Here is an 18155-nt window from a genome sequence, read left to right as displayed (position 1 = left end):
CAGCAGGAGCGGCGGCCTCGCAAACGAAGACGACGCAGATGATGGTCGAAATGACCGTCAGGAAGGAAAGCTTTTTCTTTCCGTCACTCATATTTAATCCTTTGCTCAGTCGTTTTCAGACAGGGCGCCAGTGCTTACGAGCAGTGGCGCAGATGATGGGCAGCAAGAGACAAGCATCTGCTGCCGCCCATCAGAAAGCATCGTACAGGCCATACCACACGTCGGTGTAGATGAAGTCGGCGCCCTTGATGCACTCGGTTGTCGTCGGAGACTTTACAGTTCTCCTCGCCGATGGCCATGAGGTCGCCCATCTCCTGCGAAGGCGGGCGAGCCGTAGCTCGCCCGACCTGGTACGTCTTACAGACCGTGCTTACCGAGAGCGGCCATGCGCTCATTGATGGTGGCGCGGTATGCCGCAGCCTTCTGCTCGTCGGGCTCGCTCTGGGGGCACAGAGTGGCCAGGATGGCGCGAATGGAGTGCTTGCGGTTCTCGGCCTCGACCCAGCACAGGGAGCGCTCGGGATCGTCCATGACCTCGTCGACGACTTCCTCGCCACGGTTGGCGGGCAGGCAGTGCATGAACATGCTGTTCGGACCGGCAACGTTCATCATATCCCAGGTCACCTGGTACTTCGGATAGAACACATCCATGTAGCTGGAGCTGGAGACTTCACTGTCGTAGAGGCCGTACCACACATCGGTGTACACGAAGTCGGCGCCCTCGATGCAGGAAATGTCGTCGGAAATGGTGATGGTGCCGCCGGAGACCTTGCAGTTCTCCTCGCCGATAGCCATGAGATGCTTGCCGAACTCGGCGCGCTCCTCATCGGTGCCAATATGCAGGCAGCCGTCGGGAATCTGATGCCCCTTCGGTCCGAACTGCACGAAGTCCATGCCCATCTTCGTGCAGATGAACATGAGCGACGCGCAGGTCTGGGTGGCATCGCCGATCCAGGCAAACTTGCAGTCCTCGATCTTCTTACCGGCGGGCAAGTTCTCGATCATGGTCATGAGGTCGCCGAGCTCCTGGGTGGGATGGTTGTACTCGCTCATGCCGTTGATGACGGGGGCCGCGGAGTACTTCGCCAAGCTCACTACATCCTTATGACGATCGACGCGGGCCATGAGGATGTCGACGAGGCTTCCCATAACGCGGCCGGAGTCCTCGATGGACTCATGGCCACCCAGCTGGATGGAGCCGGGGCCGAAGAACTGGGCGTGACCGCCGAGGTCGCTCATGGCCGTCTCGAAGGAGATGCGGGTACGGGTGGACACCTGCTGGAAGATCATGCCGAGGGTCTTGTCCTTCAGCAGGTGCGGGTACTCGCCGCCCTCCTTGATGAGCCCCTTCATGGCGATGGCCAGATCTACCATGCCGAGCAGCTCTTCTTTTGTGAAGTCGTTGGTGTCGATGTAATCCTTGACCATTGAAATCTCCTTCAAAATTCGTTGGCCGGACCGCCCCTTGCGGACCGCGCTCCCATGAAGCGCCCCGAAATGAGCGAGACGCTCCCTTGCGCCACACAGCATGGAGCGCACCCGTAGTTTTGAGAAGAAATAACCAGGATTATTTTCAGATTACATTAGCTCACCGCACACCTTACCCTGGCTAATCCTAGCTAATCCTAACTAATCCTAACTAGTCCTAACGCCTAGACGGATTGATATTGAACTGGTTTCTTCGCCCTGTGCGCCGCTGTCAACACCTTGCGCCTCCGTTCTAAGGAACCGACGCGCCCGACGCCCAAGAATACGTAGACAAGCTGCTCCTCGCCTTCTGCGAGCACTGTCACCTGACCGCGCGCGAGCGCGTCATCTTGAAAGAGGTGCTGCAGGGCAAGGACAACCAGAACATCGCCAGTTCGCTGCAACTGGCCCTGGGCACTGTGAAGGCCCATGTGCACAACATTCTGAAGAAAACCGGCACCGCCACCCGCCAAGAACTCACCCAGCTGTTCTGGAAGGGATGAAGAACGGCCGTAGACGGCTGATCCCGTAGGGGGCGGCCGCATAGCCGCACCGACCCCCAGCCTCTCAGAGCCCGGCCCTCTTGCGGCCGCTCAGTTCCTTTCTAAGTTTTTGCGCAAGCTCGTCTCGGCTACTCACACCAAGCTTGGCGTAAATATTCGATATGTGGGTTTTCACCGTGTTGACGGAAATGCATTCTTGCTCAGCAATCTCCTTGTTCGATGCGCCCTTTTCGAGGAGCGACAGCAGTACTTCCTCGCGCTTGGTCAGCCCGTATTCGCGAGCGATCCAGGGCACAAGGGATTCCGCCAACCGCACATTACGCATCCGCCGATGATGTGCAAGAAAGACATACGCAGCCACGGTGAAGCAAAGCGCCATAATCTCAACGGGAACCCTACGAGGAGAGACAGAGCGCGCGCCGCCCTCCTGTCTAAAGGCCAAATACGTTGCCGCTTCCGCCAAGGCATATATGAGCACAAGTAAGAGCGAGAGAACCCATCGCCATCGGCTCATTCGTCGAAACTCTGCCGCCAAGCAGCAGATGCCGTACCCTATTACCCAGATCGCCAACAACCTGGTAAAGAGAAACTCGCGCCATAGTGCAACCGATTCGACTGACGAAGCGCCACTTGCCCATGCCACCATCATGCAAACTGCCCAAAAAAATCCCTCTACGAGAGAGAAGCTGCGCGAGAGCAAGCTGCCGAGAACGAGCCGATACAAGAGGATTACCACCATGTTGAATGCAAAGCGGAGCATAGGATAGGCGTTTCGCGTGCCCTCGAATTGCATCGCGAATTCCGGAACGAACTCATACATGAATACAGAACATATATCTATCGTATACAAAAGGAAGGTGAGCGCGACGAAGAGATAGCCCCGCCTGCGCTCGACATAGTGAAGACTCCCATAGGCAGCACTGACAAACGCATAGGCGATGCAACTTGCCACATTGTAGAGAAAAGCGAGGGACACGACTCCTCCTTCATCAAGCGGCAACATTATAGAAGATTTAGCACCCAAAGCTAAAACTACCCCAACGTCCGATTTGTCTCCCTGCATTTTCGCTGTTCAGAGACAGGGGGATAGAAAATCATCCTCCGATTAATCTCAAATCCCTCTCTGTTTTTCTTAACAAAGGACCCCCTGACTCTTAAGGTTGAATTACTGCAGCGCAAAAAAGAGACAGCGCTGCAACCAAATTAAGGAGGGTCTTATGAGCACATCCCATCAGAAGCAACCTCTCAGCCGCCGTCGTTTCGTCATTGGATCGAGCGCCCTAGCGGCTGCCGCGTTCTCGGGCGGGCTCTGGGGATGCGCATCCGGGGAGCAGCCTGGATCAAATGCCACGCCCGGTTCCGCCGATCAAAACATTGCCGATATCGTGCTCCGCAACGGCCATGTGCAGACCATGGTGTCAGAAAGCGATGTTGCATCAGCCGTCGCTATCGCGGGCAACAAGATCGTGTACGTGGGCGACGATTCGGGCATCGATGCTTTCGTAGGAGACAATACTCAAGTCATCGACCTCGATGGCAAGTTCGTCTCCCCCGGCTTCATTGACGGCCACATCCACGCCCCTGGCAACTGGTTCAACGCCCTCTTCCAGATCGACCTGACGGGGCTTACCACCAACGAGGAATACCTCGAGGCAATCCGCGACTTCGTGGAGGCCCATCCCGACGAGGAGGGCTACATCGGAGCGCCTTTCATGCTCAATGCCTACCAGCTTCCCGACGGCTCGAATCCCGGGCCCTCGAAAGAAGATCTAGATGCCATCTGCCCCGATAAGCCCATTCTCATCCACGACGTCTCCTACCACGCCGCTTGGGTCAATTCCAAGGCCCTCGAAATGGCTGGCGTAACTGCCGACACCCCCGACCCAGAAGGCGGCCTGTTCTATCGCAATGAGAAGGGAGAGCCTTCGGGGTGCGTCTCCGATGCCGCCAAGGGAATTGTGTTCGCCATCATGCCCAACACCATGACCAACGATAATCTGAAAAAGGCCATGCGCAAATTCATGAAGGAAGCAAACTCCTATGGCATAACCGGCATTACAAATATCACCCAAGGCGGTCTTGATATTATCGACATGTATCACGAGTTGGAGGACGAGGGCAATTTGACCCTGCGCATGCGCGTCGTCCCCACTATGAAAGAAGGCCGCACCTATGACGAGGTGCTTTCCGCCATCAAGTCCTACAACGACTCCGCCACAGACATGATTTCTTCGAATACCGTGAAGATTTTCTACGACGGAGTGACCGAAAGAGGCACCGCCGTCTTCCTGGAACCCTACCAGGAATCAACGGGGCTCGGCGATCATTGGTGCGGCGAACCCATCTGGTCTCAGGAAGACTTTACCCGTCTTGTACACGACTTTGATGCAGAAGGCGTTCAGGTGCACGTGCACGCCATGGGCGACGGCGCCGTTCACGGCACCCTTGATGCCTTCGAGGAGGCTCGGGCGACCAATGGGAAGCGCGACGCGCGGCACACGATCACCCACGTATGCGCCATTACCGATGAGGATATCCAGCGCATGGCCGATTTGGATGTAGTGGCGAATCTCCAATTCCTGATGATGTACCACGATGATCTCATGGACCTGGAGCGCGCCTATATCGGCGACGAGCGCGCCATGGCGTTGTACCCAACAAAGCACTTGGCCGAGGCAGGCATCTGCATCAGCGGCTCCTCAGACGCCCCCGTCATTCCATTTGCCCCGCTCGATGCGATCGAGGTCGGCGTTACCCGCAACTCGCCCTATCCCGAGGAAGAGGACACCGACATGACCCGCTGGCCCGAACAGGGGCTCACAGCCTATCAGCTGCTCGAGGCCTACACCAAGAACGACGCCTACCAGAACTTCATGGACGATATTATCGGCACCGTTGAAGTAGGCAAGTTCGCCGATCTCGTCGTGCTGGATACCAACATTCTCGAAGCCGATGCCAAGGCCATCTCCGACACGCGCGTGATCTACACCATCTCCGACGGCCGCATCGTCTACAAGGGATAGAACCACGCCAGAAGGTGCCAGCATTACAGAACGGCTCACAAACCCTCGAACACAAGCCCCCGCGGCTCTGCGGTCATTAGTCCCGCAGAGCCGCGGGGGCCAATCTATGCGACTTCGCAGTCCTTACCGGCACTGCGGCAATACGCAAACACGCTGTATCCCGAAAGGGCTTCTCGCTCTCCAATTTGCTTTAGCGCACTTTACTACCGGCGAGAAAATCAGGTACTACCGTAAGCTTCGCGGGCTCTATCAGGGAGAGCTGGGCGAGAAAATCGGCGTCTCCAAGGGCGCGATCCGTCACTATGAGACGGATTTCAGGACTCCCAAGCAGCCTCAGGTGGAAGCCATCGCCGAAGCTCTCGACATCTCTCCGCTTGCCCTGAAGGACTTCAGGGTAGAGAACGCCCGAGACCTCCTGGGCCTCCTTCTGCAGCTGGAGGACGAGTTCGGCATCGTGCCTGTCGAGAATGGATCGGGCCTTTCAATCGATGTATCTGCCGAGAAGGCGCCCGCCGCTGCTTGGCCTCCCTCAGGGTCTCACTGTGTATAAGGTCGACGGCCAGCCCCCCTCAGCTCGATCACCGCCCTCAGCCTCGGCCTACTAGTCGTGTGCCTATTCACCTAGGAGAAAGCATGCCAAAGGCAGCGCTGGACCATGGTTTGCGGCCACACCTCCGCAACCGCGCGATGAGGACGACGAGGTCCCTGGCGAGGTATATGCCGTCGACGAAGACGACCCTGTGGACCGCGTCGACGCACTCGGGCATGGGCCAGACCTCCCAGAACTCGGCCGTCCTGCGCCTGAAGGACCGCCCGCCGCAGTAGGGGCAATAGACGGCCTTCATGGGCACCTCTTCCGAAAAGGTATTTAACGGTTCCGGAAAAGGTTATCTGCCTGCGGGAACGATAGGCAACCGGACACACATTCTGTCCGAGCGGTTAAAAGCGGGCACGGAATTTATACGGCTGAAAAAGGGGCATCGACCTGTGCCGATGCCCCCAACGTGGACACACATTTTGTCCTATAAGCCCATTTTGTCCTATAAGCCTTAGCCAACAGATTGCCTGCACAAAAAACATGGCCACCCGCAAAGGGTGGCCATGTAGATTTTATCTGCAAGAAATCTTTTGCGTGCGTGGTGTGCTTTCGCGCATTCAGTCATGCGCACCTTCGCGCTTTCACACTCTAGCACGTTCATGCGTTCATGCGTTCACGCTTTCCGCATTCTCGCGTTCGCGCTTTCGTACTGGTCTATTCGCCTGTGCGAATTACCACGTGCGGGAATTCATCTGGCGGAACTGAGCAACGGTTGGAGCGTGCGAATTCATGCCGCCGTCAACGTTGATGATCTGTCCCGTGGTGTAGGTACTTTCATCGGAGCCAAAATATACGGCTGCATGAGCAATGTCTTCTGGGCAACCGTAGCGGTTAACCATGATGCTACCCAAGAAGATATCTTTGAGCATCTGAGGAACCTTCGCCTCGTTTTCTGGCGTAACAATCAAGCCTGGACGGATGCAATTGCAGCGGATGTTGTCTTTGCCGTATTGCAAGGCAACGTATTGCGTGAAGATGTCTACGCCCGCCTTGGCGCATGCATAAGCGGTAGAACCTAAGTCGCCTGCACATGATGCCATAGAGCCAATGTTGACGATTGCGCCGCCACCAATTTCTTTCATGTAGGGGATAGCGCACTTCGTTGCATAGAAGGTGCCGCGCAGGTCGCTTTCCAAAATAGCGTCCCACATTTCAAGGGTGAGCTCGTCAACACGACCGTCCTTGAGGGCAACGTTTGCTGCATTGTTTACCAAAATATCGAGCTTGCCGTATTGCTCTACAGTGTCTGCAATAAGCGCTTCGATGCTTGCTGGTTCGGTAATGTCGAAATAGTGGAAGCTTGCCTTGCCGCCTGCTTCAACAATTTGATCAACTACAACTTGGCCTTTTTCGGCACGACGGCCACTAATAACAACCGTTGCGCCCTCGGCTGCGTATACCTTTGCGATACCGATGCCAATACCGCTGGTGGAGCCCGTTACGATAGCAACTTTGCCTTCGAGTCTACCCATTGTGTTCCCTTTCTCGTTCAAATAATCGATAAGGTATTTTTATTCCTTTTTCGCGTTTTTGTGAATATTTGCATAGAAAAAGCGGATGGCAGGCGTGGGGATTTCGGCAGGAAGGGAAGGGGCCGGCCGCGTTGCGTGCACTGCCGTATTCTTTTCTGCAGGATAATATGTTGAGCTGCTCGTTTTTCTGTTTGAATAGTAGACAGATTTAGCATGGTCAGAGGCTGCTAGCAAACAATTTACCCCCTCAACAAAACGCTTGCTCTCTGACATGCCATGCTCGCGCACAAAGTTGGGGCCTTCCCAGACGGGAAGGCCCCTTTGCTGATTATCTTAGCGCTTCATTTCAATGGAGCTGCACCAATGGTATCCGTGCTTATTTATAGTTGTTGCGCTTTCTGAACGTGAAGAGCGCCCCAGCACCGGCAGCGATCGCAACGCCGCAGATGCCCATTGCATAGAGGGCGGCGCTATCGCCGGTGTGAGGGAGATTGGATGCAGACTTATCGGAGTCGACCCCGACGATGGTCAGCTTGGCATCGTCGATGTTCACGGTGAACTGGTCGGTCACATCGTTGCCCTCGGCATCGGTCACGACCGCCTGACCGCTTTTCGTTACAGGGTACTCGCCTGCATCGGTGCCCGTTGCAGAAGCCTCAACGCCGGAAACGTAGAAGGTCTGACCATTGATCTGGAACTCCAGGGTCTCGAAACCGGATACGGACTTCTCGGTGCCATCGTAGGTCACGGACTTGGAGTTAGGAGTGAGGGTGATATGGTACTTCTCGCTACGATCGGTAACGGTCAGGGTTCCATACGTCTTGTTGATCTGATAGTTGTCCAGATTGGTTCCCTCGTTGGGGATGCATTCGAATGCATTCTCGGAGGAGCCGACGATCTTCTGCGAGCCGGTGAAAGAATAGGTGGCACCTTGGCCATCGACCCAACCAGTATCCCGGGCAGCCTCCCCAACGGTGACCTTGTGATTGGTCAGGGGCTTGCCGTCGTACTCCTTCGAACCACTCGCGGAGGTCAGGGTGACCGGACGCTGTGCGACATTCAATGGAGCATAACTAATGGTAATAGCGTAGTGTTCCTTGAAGTATTCCTCACTACCTGAAGGAAACTCTACGTCAAACGTATTATCCGATTCGCCAGCATTCGTCTGAGAACCGGTCATCGTGTATTTAACTCTGTCTCTGTCAGCAGAAATCCAACCCTCCCCATCTTCATTAATTCCTGTGACAGTAAGAGGGGTGCCGTCATAGATCTTTTCGCCATACGAGGAAGACAAACGTACGGTACGCTTTCTAATCTTGATTCGAATTGTCTCTTCATCCAAATCACCTCCCGAAACCTTCAAAATCACGCTGCCGATTTCAGTTCCCGTCACAGTAACGCGAGATGGATCATCCGTTTCCGTTACAGTGATAGCTCCAGTTTCGCCGTCCTTTTCCCAGCTCCAATCATAACTTGACCTTTTTGTCAAGTTTTGATAGCTCGTTATTTCATACCAAAAAATCGGGTCTGTTTTGCCTTTTATTCCCTTAAGCTCGGAGTCGCCTCCCGTATCAGCGAAAGCTGCGACGGGCAGAAAAGATGCTGCCAGCACTGCCGCCAGCATCACCCTCGCAAATCTTTTCGCAAGCGATTGGGAGAGAACTGCAGTTTCGACCTCTCCCCATTTGGAGAATTTGGAATCCATGAAGCTCATGTCTGCTCCAATCGCATCGAATTGAACCAACGTAAAACGCAACACGACGTACAGTGTGTTGCTGCGTTTTTTCGATTTGGTAAAGAATAACCGAATCTTTGTTGGCTATGCGTCGTTTGAATGTAATTACCTCTCTAATAAATCATATTTGTTACTTTTCTGCACCACCAAACCAGATTCTGCCTCCTTCGAATTAGGCACCCACCCCATCAAGACCGCGAAGCATCCCCGTCCAGAGCAAGCCCGAGCCGAGCAAGGGACATGCCCGAAAATAATTCTCTGTTAACATGAAATGCAATGTTGCAATAGGGAACGCACGCTTGAATTGGAGGATACGATGAAGATACAGGTTAAAGAGACCTTGGCCAGGCGCCGGACGGCTTTCGTCCTCACGCTCGCAGCCATCGTCGGCGTTTGCGCTTTCACCTTCTCCGGCACCCAGAATTACGCCTGGGCTGAAGGCGAGGGACCCATTGCCACTTGGAATGAAGTCAAAGCGCCGGGATATGGCGTCGTTAAAGCAAATGAAAAGAACCTTTCGCTTGAAATAAAAATAGATAGCTCGAACGATCACCTGGAGGCCCATTTCACGAATAACGACGGAGATACAATTCACCCATCTGTCCTTGAGTTGACAACGGAAGATGGATCAGTATTAACCGCCTATTTTGGTGAAGATATTCTTCCCACCAATCAAGCAGCATCTTCCATTGAAGGCTCGAAACCCACTACCCGATTCACTAAAGCAGAGCTTTACGAAACCGTCACCGTGACCTTCAATATGAACAGCCACGGAACCCAGATCATCAACCCCATTACGGTCAAGAAGGGGACGTCCGTCACCCTGCCCCAGCCCACAGACCCGAATTATGACTTCGGCGGCTGGTTCACCGATGAGAGCCTCACCACCTCGTTCAACGGCACCGCCGCTACGAACATGACCGTCTACGCCAAATGGACCGAAAAGGAAAAGGTCACCGTTTCCTTCGAATCCGAATTCGGGACCGCACCTGAGGCCAAAACCGTGAACAAGGGCGAGATCGTCGAACTCCCCAATCTAGGCACTGACGGCGACTACACATTCGTTGGCTGGATCATGAAGGGCTCCGAAGGCACCGATCCCTTTATCGGCGAATACACCGCTAAAGAAAACATCACCTTCACGGCTGTCTGGGAAGCTCCCTCCACTCCCATCATCGAAATGGTCGATGTCACCTTCGACATGAACGGCCACGGCGACAGTGTGACCAAGCAGACCGAGAAGGGCAAGCCCATCACCCTTATCGATGATCCCACCGCCAAAGGCTATACCTTCAAGGGCTGGACCTACGACAAGGAAGGCAAGCAGGCCTTCGACGCCAAGAAGAACGCAGACCAGGACACCACCCTGTACGCCCAGTGGAAGAAGAATGCCGACTCCGCTCCCACCAACTCAACAATCCCCCGGACCGGTGACAACCAGATGGCACTCCTGGCATCCCTCTGCTTCAGTGCAGCAGCCCTGATCGCAGTCGGCATTGTGTTAACCGCGTATCGCAAATGCAAGCACGTATAAAGCATACGTGACGTTACCGTTCTAATTCTCGATCTAAACAGAGGGGAGTCCCGCGGGACTCCCCTTCCCATTCGCGTACCTAATTACGCTGTTCCTACTAAAATTGGGAATTCTATTCCCAGTTTTCTCCTATTCCCACTCGTTGTTGGGCATCATATTTAACGGATTTTGCTTCATAAATTTGATACCTCATTTTTTTGATTATTTGATGTGTCCATATTATCCAGCCCTATACGATGGGCTGTTATCAAATTGTTATCGGTGGTGATAACGGGGGGTAGCAGGGTTGTTGTTTTCTCTGGTGGTTTACAACTACATTTTACCACGAAAGGCAGGGAAATGCAATAACCATCCTTGCTGTGGCGTATCAAGGAATCTTACTGAACATATGGCGCACCTTGTCCAGGCGGCTGTTTGGACGGCGGGGCTGGATGACCGGCTCGCCGACAGCGGCCTGATACCCTTTCAGTTCCGTCAGGCATACGCTCTGCCCGTTGGTGTAAAAGGCCAGATCAGTACGGTATGCCTGTATACAGCGGGCGGGAATCTCGCCAGTAAAGACAACTTCATCCTTTTTTACCTGGACCGTTTCGATGGTGGCACAGTATTTCGGTGCATCATGATAAGCCCTGGAAAGATATTCCCGGGGCGCATAGAGGGTGAAGGAGAGATAAGGTTCCAGCAGTTGCGTCCCTGATTCCTTCAATGCCTGTTCCAATACAATCGGGGCCAATGAGCGGAAGTCCGCCGGCGTGCTGACCGGACTGTAATAAAGCCCGTATTCAAAGCAAATCTTACAGTCCGTTACGTTCCAGCCGAACAAGCCCTGCTCCAGCCCGTAACGGATACCATCCCTGACAGCGTTTTGAAAACTCTGGTTCAAGTATCCCAGCGAAACCCGGCTCTCGTATTGTACGCCGGAGCCAAGCGGGAGTGGTGTAACAGACAGTCCGATAGATGCCCAAAACGGGTTGGGCGGCACCTCGATATGGATGGTGTGGCTGGCTGCTTTGAGCGGCCGCTCCATATAAATGATGGTGGGTTCCTTTACCACTGTTTCAATCTTGTATTTTTCCGACAGCAAAGCGGAAACGACCTCCAACTGCACCCGGCCCAAAAAAGAAAGAATGATCTCATGGGTGATGGAATCCACCTCGTAGCGCAAAAGCGGGTCAGTATCCGCAATTTGCGTAAGAGCGTCCAGCAGCCGTTCTCTTTGCGTTGCCGTTTTCGGCGCAATCGTCGTCCGCAGCATGGGGAGGGGGGCATCGCGCCACCTTTCACGAGGAAGTCGGGTGTTGTCCCCCAATACGTCGTTTAATCCCACGCTGTCGCTGGGAAGAATGACAATTTCGCCCTTGTGGGCGGTGTCTGTACGAACAATCTCCCCTTTGGATGGAATACGCATCTCTGTGATTTTCAGCTTTTCTCTCCCGGCCAGGGCCACCGTATCCCGCAGGCGCAGCGTTCCGCTGTATAGCCGCAGATAGATGAGCCGCTGGTCACAATCTGTATACTCCACCTTGAAAACGCTGCCGCATAGGGCGGCGCTCCCCTGTTCCCCAATTGGTTGGAACAGCCCTGTCACCGCATCCATCAACGGTTGAATGCCAAGGCCCTTTTTGGCGCTGCCATGATAGACCGGGAACAGGGAGGCGTCTTGAACCCGCCGCTGTTCCTCCTGCGCAAGTTCTTCCCGGCTGATCGGTTCTCCTGCGATATACTTTTCCAATAATTCATCGTTATTTTCAATGACCGCATCCCATGCTTCTATGTCGGTATTTTCCTCCAGGACTATTTCCGGGGACAGCGACACCGTCTGCTTGATGATAATATCGGCGGAGAGCTTATCCCGAACAGACTGATACACGCCTTGCAAATCAACGCCAGTCTGGTCGATCTTGTTGATAAAGATAACGGTGGGAATGTCCATTTTCCGCAGGGCATGGAACAGAATACGGGTCTGGGCCTGCACACCATCTTTAGCGGAGATCACCAAGATGGCCCCATCTAAAACAGCCAAAGAGCGGTACACCTCCGCCAAAAAATCCATGTGGCCGGGCGTATCCACAATGTTGACTTTACATCTGTTCCACTGGAAGGAAGTGACTGCCGCTTGAATGGTAATCCCACGCTGCCGCTCCAAAAGCATGGTGTCCGTCCTCGTTGTCCCTTTTTCGACGCTCCCCGGTTCTGAAATGGCTCCGCTGGCATATAGCAGGCTCTCCGTCAAGGTTGTCTTTCCAGCGTCTACATGGGCAAGAATCCCGATATTGATTATTTTCATGTGATTGTCCTCCCTTTACTGCCCCGAAGGGCATAAAAATCCCCAGCAGTAAAATACTTTTACCACTGGGGATGATAATTTGCGGACATACACATAACAGCATACACCTGTTTGTGAGTGCTGTTTTTGGGGATATGTCAAAATTGATAAGGCAAAAGTATTCTTAAATTGGGTACAAAAAACTAAGCCCCTACAAAAGGGACTATCATAATCCTTTGTTCCCACTATTTGATTATAGTTTTATTTAAGAATACCTTGCCGCATATTTTTTACTCCTTTTCTGGACTTGAATTATTGTATCACATCAGTTTTAGGAAAACAAGTATCTAAAAGAAATTTTTCTTCCCCTTATATGCAACAATCATACCGGCTTCCTAACGTTCAGAATGGTTTCTACTGTCTGCTGCGGTGTTTGGTTGGAATTGTCCAGCCAAAAGCCGATCCGTGGTGTTGTCTGCATTTTACTAAATACAAATTCAATGTATACAGAAAGAAATATATAAGGAGTGGGAGGGATTCCGCCGTAGTCGGCATTGTAGGAAAATCCAAAAGTTTAGATTTTCTCAAAATGCTTATCTTTTGGTCTTTGGTTCGGAATAGTGTAGTGCTGGCGGTCTATCTATTGTTTTCGGTTGCTTGCTTCTTTACCGTACATGAGCATTTAAGCACGGGTGATATTGTGCTTGATTTTTTCTCAGGCTCAGCATCGACCGCCCATGCCATGTTCCTGCAGGAGCTCGGAAAAGATGATCGCTATCAGTTTATCCTTGTCCAGCTTCCAGAGCCTTGTGACCCGAAACGCGACGCCTACAAGGACGGGTATGAGACTCTCTGCGACATAGGCGAAGGACGCATTCGCCGCGCAGGCGACAAAATCAAAACCGAGCTCGAGGAATCCAACCGTCAACTCAAGCTTGGCGAGGGACCCAAGCAGCTTCCCGACATCGGCTTCCGTGTGTTCGAGCTCGATGAGTCCGGCATTGAGAAGCCCGAGCCCGGTCAGCTCCTCTTCGACGTGGTCAAGCCCGATCGCTCCGATATGGATATCGTCTTCGAGATGATGCTCAAATGGGGCCTCGAGCTCACGCTGCCCGTCGAGAAGTCTGAAGCCGCGGGCTATCCCATCTGGTCCGTCGCTTGCGACGAGCTCGTCTGCTGCATGTCCCGAGGCCTCACCATTGAGGCGCTCGAGGCCATCGCCGACATGGAGCCCAGGCGCGTTCTCATCCTCGATTCCGTCCTCGACGACACCCTCAAGCTCAACGCCGTGCAGTTCTTCAAGCACGCCGGCGAGCGCATGGGCTGTGAGATCGAATTGAGGACGGTCTAGCATGGCGGCGCTCGAGTTCAAGTTCTCATCCGACCAGCAGCACCAGCTGGAGGCCATCGAAGCAACCTGCGACCTGTTCCGCGGACAACAATTTATTGGCAGCGTATTCTCCGCCGATTCCGGCCGCAAAGGCCAGACGGCAATCGGCGAGCTCATGGTCGGCCACGGCAACGAGCTTCGCGTGGCGCCGGGCCAGCTCCTCGACAACCTGCACGCCGTGCAGGAGGAGGGCTGCCTCCCGGCAACCGACGTCCTCACCGATGGGCGCCTGCGAGACTTCACCGTCGAGATGGAGACCGGCACCGGCAAGACCTACGTCTACATCCGCTCCATCTACGAGCTAAACCGCCGCTACGGCATCACCAAGTTCGTTATCGTCGTGCCGAGCGTGGCCATCCGCGAGGGCGTCCTCAAGAGCCTCCAGACCACCCGCAGGCACTTCGAGACGCTCTACGACCGCACGCCGCTCGACTACTTCGTGTACGACTCGAAGGACATGGGGCCGGTGGGTAACTTCGCCACGTCGAGCTCCATCCAGGTCATGGTCATCAACATCGACGCGTTCAACAAGGGCCTCGAGAAGGATGGCACCGCGAAGGAGGGCAACCTCTTCCACCGTCCCAGCGAGAAGCTCACCGGCGGCTTCAGCCCTCGCGAGCTCGTGAGCGCCTGCAAGCCCGTCGTCATCATCGACGAGCCCCAGAGCGTCGACAACACCAAGCAGGCCAAGGCCGCCATCAAGAGCCTGAACCCGCTGTTCGTGCTGCGCTACTCGGCCACGCACAAGCAGGCCTACAACATGATCTACCGCCTCACGCCGGTCGACGCCTTCGAGCGCCACCTGGTGAAGGGCATCTGCGTGGACTCGATCAAGGCCGAGGCGAACCTCAACGGCGCGTACGTGAGGCTCGAGTCCGTCAAGTCCGACCCGTTCTCCGCCAAGGTGTCCATCGACGTGCGCCAGGCCGACGGCACGCAGAAGCGCAAGGCCGTCACGGTGAAGACCGGCAACGACCTCTACCAGAAGAGCGGCGAGAACAGCGACTACGAGAGCGGCTGGGTGGTCAACAACATCGGCGCCGCAGTGGGCGACGAGTTCATAGAGTTCCAGAACGGCGAGGTGCTCGAGCTCGGCGAGGCGCTGGGCGACGTCAACGAGGAGGTCGTCAAGCGCGCGCAGATCCGCCGCACCATCGAGGACCACCTGGCCCGCCAGTTCGAGCTGTGGCCGCGCGGCGTGAAGGTGCTCTCGCTCTTCTTCATCGACCGCGTCGACCGATACCGCGTCTACGAGCCCGAAGTCCACGGCGGCCTGTACGCCCTGATGTTTGAGGAGGAGTACGCAGGTGCCCTGAACTCGAAGGCGCCTCGTCGCATCGCAAAGGCGGCGGGGATCGGCAAGGGCACGTGGCTCGAGTGCTACGAAGCCGTCGGCGCCCCGCTGGTGCGCGACCCCCACGCCGTGCACCAGGGATACTTCGCCAAGGACAAGAAGGGCAAGTTCAAGGACTCCAAGGGAGCCGCCGGCACCGCCGACGACGCCGGGGCCTTCGAGCTCATCATGCAGAAGAAGGAGACGCTCATCTCCTTCCCGGACGGCAAGGACGCGGACAAGGACGTCTCTTTCGTCTTCAGCCACTCCGCGCTCAAGGAGGGCTGGGACAACCCCAACGTGTTCCAGATCTGCACGCTCGTCGAGACAAAGGACAACCTGACCAAGCGCCAGAAGATCGGCCGCGGTCTGCGCCTGTGCGTGAACCAGGATGGCGAGCGCCTGTACGACCCAGAGGCGAACGTGCTCACCGTCATCGCGAACGAGAGCTACGACGACTTCGCCAACGGCCTGCAGAAGGAGCTTGAGGCTGAGGACTTCAAGTTCGGCGTCATCACTCCGGAGAGCTTCACGAAGGTCACGGTCAAGGGCGATGATGGCGTCGAGGAGCGCCTGGGCTACGAGAAGTCCAAGCAGGTCTACGACCACCTCGTCGCGACCGGCATGGTCGACGACAAGGGCGCGGTGACGCCCGAGCTGAAGGCGGCCGCCGAGGAGGGCAAGGTCGAGCTCCCCGCCGAGCTCGAGCCTGCCAAGGAGCAGGTCGAGGCGATCATCATCCACAAGTCCCAGAGGGTCCAGATCCGTGACAAGGCCAAGGAGGTCTCGGTCGAGCTGCAGAAGGACGTCACGCTCGACCCTGCGTTCCAGGCCCTGTGGGACCGCATCCGCCAGCGCACGCGCTTCCAGGTCGAGGTCGACTCCGGCAAGCTCATCGAACATGCCATCGAAGCTGTCGACGGCATGCTCGCCGTGCGCCCGCCCCAGGTGACGAGCGAGCGTGCCTCGCTGGGCATCGACGACGCGGGCGTGAGCGCCGAGGGCACGGGCACCTCCGTGGTGTCCGTTTCGGGAAAGGTGAAATACGACCTTCCCGACCCGATCGCAGAGCTGCAGGACGCCGTCGGGCTCACCCGCGGCACCATCAAGGCGATCCTCGAGGGCTGCAGCCGCCTCGACGAGTTCGAGATCGACCCCGCGACCTTCCTCGCGCAGGTCGGCGACAAGATCAACCGCGTGAAGAACGACCTCATCGCCCAGGGCATCAAGTACGTGCGCCTTCCCGAGGACGAGTGGTACACCATGCGCGACCTCGAGCTTGACGACTACACGGCCTACCTTGGGCAGAACGCGTGGAAGCCGGACATGACGAGCAAGAGCCTGTACAACTACGTGGTCTACGACTCGGCGGGGGTCGAGCGCTCCTTTGCCGAGGCTCTAGACAAGCAGGAGGAGGTTCTCGTGTTCGCGAAATTGCCCTCGGCGTTCAAGATCGACACGCCGCTCGGCAGTTACAACCCCGACTGGGCGTACGTCGAGGAGGCCGACGGCGAGCGCCGCGTGTACTTCGTGACCGAGACCAAGGGCGGCAAGAACGGCGAGCCCGCCCTGCGCGACGCGGAGAAGATCAAGATCGGCTGCGCCAAGAAGCACTTCGAGGCGCTGGACCTCGGAAACGACTTCCATTACAACGTGCGCACGACCTACCAATACGAGGCGGTGAAGGCTTAGGATGTCGAAGCTGCCCGGAAAGATGACGCGAAAGCAGCACTGGGTGCCGCGGTTCTACCTGCGCCATTTCGCGGATTCCTCCGGGCAGCTTCATGCCTACAGCAGACAGAAGGGCTCCTTCTTCCGCACGAATTGCGAGAACCTTTGCAGCATGCGCGATCTTTATGAGGTCGAGCATGCCGATGCGACAGGCGATGCGACAGACAGATTCTATGCGCAGAACCTCATCGAGGTTAAGCTATCTGAGCTCGAGAGCCGCATCGCGCCGCTTTACGATCGCTTTTTGGAACGCCAGAAAGAAGACCAGTGCGAAGACGAAGGGTATTCTGATGGGAAAGCCGCCGTTTGCGAGCTGGCAGCAAATATCATCGTCCGGCACCCTATCAGTATGCGCGTCGACAAGAAATGGTCACGCGAGACTGCCGAAGAGCTGCTCAGAAACGTTCATCTGACACCCTATGAGCTCGGCTTGCTCGATTGGTCGGATTGGCGCGGGGATTCCCAAGCGGTGGTCGAGCTTGCCGCCGCCGCAACCATGCTCTTCTCCAACGATGATATTGTGCCAGTTAACCGTATTCGAAAGGCTTTTTTTGAGAAGAGCTTCTCCATCCTTAGGGCACCCGTCGGCTCAGGGTTCGTTACGACGTCGATGCCTATGTTCATCATCGGGCCCGAGGACGACTCGTACGATTTTCATCTCGCGTATATGCCGTTGAGCAGTGAGTATGCTGCGGTCTTTTCAGATGACCCTCTATTTCCGCCGTTTGCGAGACTCGGTTTTTCGGGCGTCGAGTTCATGAACCGACTTCTTCTGCTTAACTGCGAGCATTGGGATGTCGCCATATCGAGGGGAAGCGGCCCGCTCGAGCACGCGGTACGCGATTGAAGTCAAGCGAACAGTGCCGAATTCATGCACGAGATGTTCACGCGCGACGGCAGGGAGCTATCCCTCGACACAGTAATCTACGACCGCTCGAAGAAGAAGGGGCAGACGATGATCGATACCATCGACCGTGGCTGCCTCGAGGGCGGCTGCCTTGATGACGAGGACCTGCGCATCATCTTCGAGCACCTTCTGGGGAGAAGACGGCAAGGACCGGGAACATTAAAGGGTCAAGCAGCGTATTGATAAAATTGACCCC

At 55.6% G+C, this 18155-nt stretch carries 14 protein-coding genes and 1 pseudogene; 8 read left to right on the top strand and 7 right to left on the bottom strand.

Features of this window, described 5'->3' with window-relative positions:
* Nucleotides 1–357 precede the first annotated feature (357 nt).
* Entirely contained in the window at nucleotides 358–1428 is a 1071-nt protein-coding gene (gene ptcA / locus ACTQWD_RS04180; RefSeq protein WP_441056337.1) for a putrescine carbamoyltransferase, read from the bottom strand.
* A gap of 335 nt (nucleotides 1429–1763) precedes the next feature.
* On the opposite strand from ptcA, the gene ACTQWD_RS04175 reads away from it, so the two are divergent.
* On the top strand, nucleotides 1764–1970 hold the full coding sequence (locus ACTQWD_RS04175; protein ID WP_441559335.1) for a response regulator transcription factor: 207 nt from the start codon (nucleotides 1764–1766) through the stop codon (nucleotides 1968–1970).
* A 64-nt stretch (nucleotides 1971–2034) separates the two neighbouring features.
* On the opposite strand, the gene ACTQWD_RS04170 is transcribed toward ACTQWD_RS04175, so the two are convergent.
* The gene (locus ACTQWD_RS04170; protein WP_441559334.1) at nucleotides 2035–2946 is read right to left on the bottom strand and encodes a response regulator transcription factor; all 912 of its coding nucleotides are present in this window, start codon (nucleotides 2944–2946) and stop codon (nucleotides 2035–2037) included.
* A 241-nt stretch (nucleotides 2947–3187) separates the two neighbouring features.
* Here ACTQWD_RS04170 and ACTQWD_RS04165 point away from each other — a divergent pair, with 241 nt between their 5' ends.
* Both ACTQWD_RS04165 and ACTQWD_RS04160 read left to right on the top strand, forming a co-directional pair.
* The gene (locus tag ACTQWD_RS04165) at nucleotides 3188–4993 is read left to right on the top strand and encodes an amidohydrolase (RefSeq protein WP_441559333.1); all 1806 of its coding nucleotides are present in this window, start codon (nucleotides 3188–3190) and stop codon (nucleotides 4991–4993) included.
* A gap of 106 nt (nucleotides 4994–5099) precedes the next feature.
* Complete coding sequence (locus ACTQWD_RS04160; protein ID WP_441559332.1) at nucleotides 5100–5543, top strand: helix-turn-helix domain-containing protein; 444 nt, start codon at nucleotides 5100–5102, stop codon at nucleotides 5541–5543.
* Nucleotides 5544–5617: 74 nt separating this feature from the next.
* On the opposite strand, the pseudogene ACTQWD_RS04155 reads toward ACTQWD_RS04160, so the two are convergent.
* The 4 genes and pseudogenes from ACTQWD_RS04155 to ACTQWD_RS04140 form a co-directional block, all read right to left on the bottom strand.
* Nucleotides 5618–5808: pseudogene (locus ACTQWD_RS04155) on the bottom strand (hypothetical protein); the annotation flags it as partial.
* Between the two features lie 454 nt (nucleotides 5809–6262).
* Entirely contained in the window at nucleotides 6263–7063 is an 801-nt protein-coding gene (locus tag ACTQWD_RS04150; RefSeq protein ID WP_123220203.1) for an SDR family NAD(P)-dependent oxidoreductase, read from the bottom strand.
* Between the two features lie 39 nt (nucleotides 7064–7102).
* Nucleotides 7103–7336, bottom strand: coding sequence for a hypothetical protein (locus ACTQWD_RS04145; protein WP_441559331.1), 234 nt, complete (start codon nucleotides 7334–7336; stop codon nucleotides 7103–7105).
* A gap of 103 nt (nucleotides 7337–7439) precedes the next feature.
* The gene (locus ACTQWD_RS04140) at nucleotides 7440–8777 is read right to left on the bottom strand and encodes an LPXTG cell wall anchor domain-containing protein (protein ID WP_441559330.1); all 1338 of its coding nucleotides are present in this window, start codon (nucleotides 8775–8777) and stop codon (nucleotides 7440–7442) included.
* Nucleotides 8778–9114: 337 nt separating this feature from the next.
* Here ACTQWD_RS04140 and ACTQWD_RS04135 point away from each other — a divergent pair, with 337 nt between their 5' ends.
* On the top strand, nucleotides 9115–10332 hold the full coding sequence (locus ACTQWD_RS04135; RefSeq protein WP_441559329.1) for an InlB B-repeat-containing protein: 1218 nt from the start codon (nucleotides 9115–9117) through the stop codon (nucleotides 10330–10332).
* Nucleotides 10333–10699: 367 nt separating this feature from the next.
* On the opposite strand, the gene tet(W) is transcribed toward ACTQWD_RS04135, so the two are convergent.
* Nucleotides 10700–12619, bottom strand: a complete 1920-nt coding sequence (gene tet(W), locus ACTQWD_RS04130) for a tetracycline resistance ribosomal protection protein Tet(W) (protein WP_441559328.1) — start codon at nucleotides 12617–12619, stop codon at nucleotides 10700–10702.
* A gap of 679 nt (nucleotides 12620–13298) precedes the next feature.
* On the opposite strand from tet(W), the gene ACTQWD_RS04125 reads away from it, so the two are divergent.
* Genes ACTQWD_RS04125 through ACTQWD_RS04110 form a run of 4 tightly spaced genes read left to right on the top strand, consistent with a single transcriptional unit; the run spans nucleotide 13299 to nucleotide 18142 of the window.
* On the top strand, nucleotides 13299–13949 hold the full coding sequence (locus ACTQWD_RS04125; RefSeq protein ID WP_441559327.1) for a hypothetical protein: 651 nt from the start codon (nucleotides 13299–13301) through the stop codon (nucleotides 13947–13949).
* Between the two features lies 1 nt (nucleotide 13950).
* The gene (locus tag ACTQWD_RS04120) at nucleotides 13951–17013 is read left to right on the top strand and encodes a type III restriction-modification system endonuclease (protein WP_033499421.1); all 3063 of its coding nucleotides are present in this window, start codon (nucleotides 13951–13953) and stop codon (nucleotides 17011–17013) included.
* A 1-nt stretch (nucleotide 17014) separates the two neighbouring features.
* Nucleotides 17015–17899 (top strand): DUF4238 domain-containing protein, encoded by an 885-nt coding sequence (locus tag ACTQWD_RS04115; protein ID WP_022349656.1) that lies wholly within the window; start codon nucleotides 17015–17017, stop codon nucleotides 17897–17899.
* Between the two features lie 24 nt (nucleotides 17900–17923).
* The gene (locus ACTQWD_RS04110) at nucleotides 17924–18142 is read left to right on the top strand and encodes a hypothetical protein (RefSeq protein WP_022349657.1); all 219 of its coding nucleotides are present in this window, start codon (nucleotides 17924–17926) and stop codon (nucleotides 18140–18142) included.
* Nucleotides 18143–18155 lie beyond the last annotated feature (13 nt).

Origin of the sequence: Collinsella sp. LCP19S3_B6 (assembly GCF_052121815.1) — a bacterium.
Classification (GTDB): domain Bacteria; phylum Actinomycetota; class Coriobacteriia; order Coriobacteriales; family Coriobacteriaceae; genus Collinsella.
This window is presented reverse-complemented; position numbering and strand designations above follow the sequence as displayed.

Bases quoted from the DNA above. Each gene is read 5' to 3' on its own strand.
- ACTQWD_RS04135 (WP_441559329.1), top strand. From the start codon at position 9,115: ATGAAGATACAGGTTAAAGAGACCTTGGCCAGGCGCCGGACGGCTTTC.
- ACTQWD_RS04115 (WP_022349656.1), top strand. From the start codon at position 17,015: ATGTCGAAGCTGCCCGGAAAGATGACGCGAAAGCAGCACTGGGTGCCG.
- ACTQWD_RS04150 (WP_123220203.1), bottom strand. From the start codon at position 7,063: ATGGGTAGACTCGAAGGCAAAGTTGCTATCGTAACGGGCTCCACCAGC.
- ACTQWD_RS04140 (WP_441559330.1), bottom strand. From the start codon at position 8,777: ATGAGCTTCATGGATTCCAAATTCTCCAAATGGGGAGAGGTCGAAACT.
- ACTQWD_RS04145 (WP_441559331.1), bottom strand. From the start codon at position 7,336: ATGTCAGAGAGCAAGCGTTTTGTTGAGGGGGTAAATTGTTTGCTAGCA.
- ACTQWD_RS04165 (WP_441559333.1), top strand. From the start codon at position 3,188: ATGAGCACATCCCATCAGAAGCAACCTCTCAGCCGCCGTCGTTTCGTC.
- ACTQWD_RS04120 (WP_033499421.1), top strand. From the start codon at position 13,951: ATGGCGGCGCTCGAGTTCAAGTTCTCATCCGACCAGCAGCACCAGCTG.
- ACTQWD_RS04160 (WP_441559332.1), top strand. From the start codon at position 5,100: ATGCGACTTCGCAGTCCTTACCGGCACTGCGGCAATACGCAAACACGC.
- ACTQWD_RS04110 (WP_022349657.1), top strand. From the start codon at position 17,924: ATGCACGAGATGTTCACGCGCGACGGCAGGGAGCTATCCCTCGACACA.
- ptcA (WP_441056337.1), bottom strand. From the start codon at position 1,428: ATGGTCAAGGATTACATCGACACCAACGACTTCACAAAAGAAGAGCTG.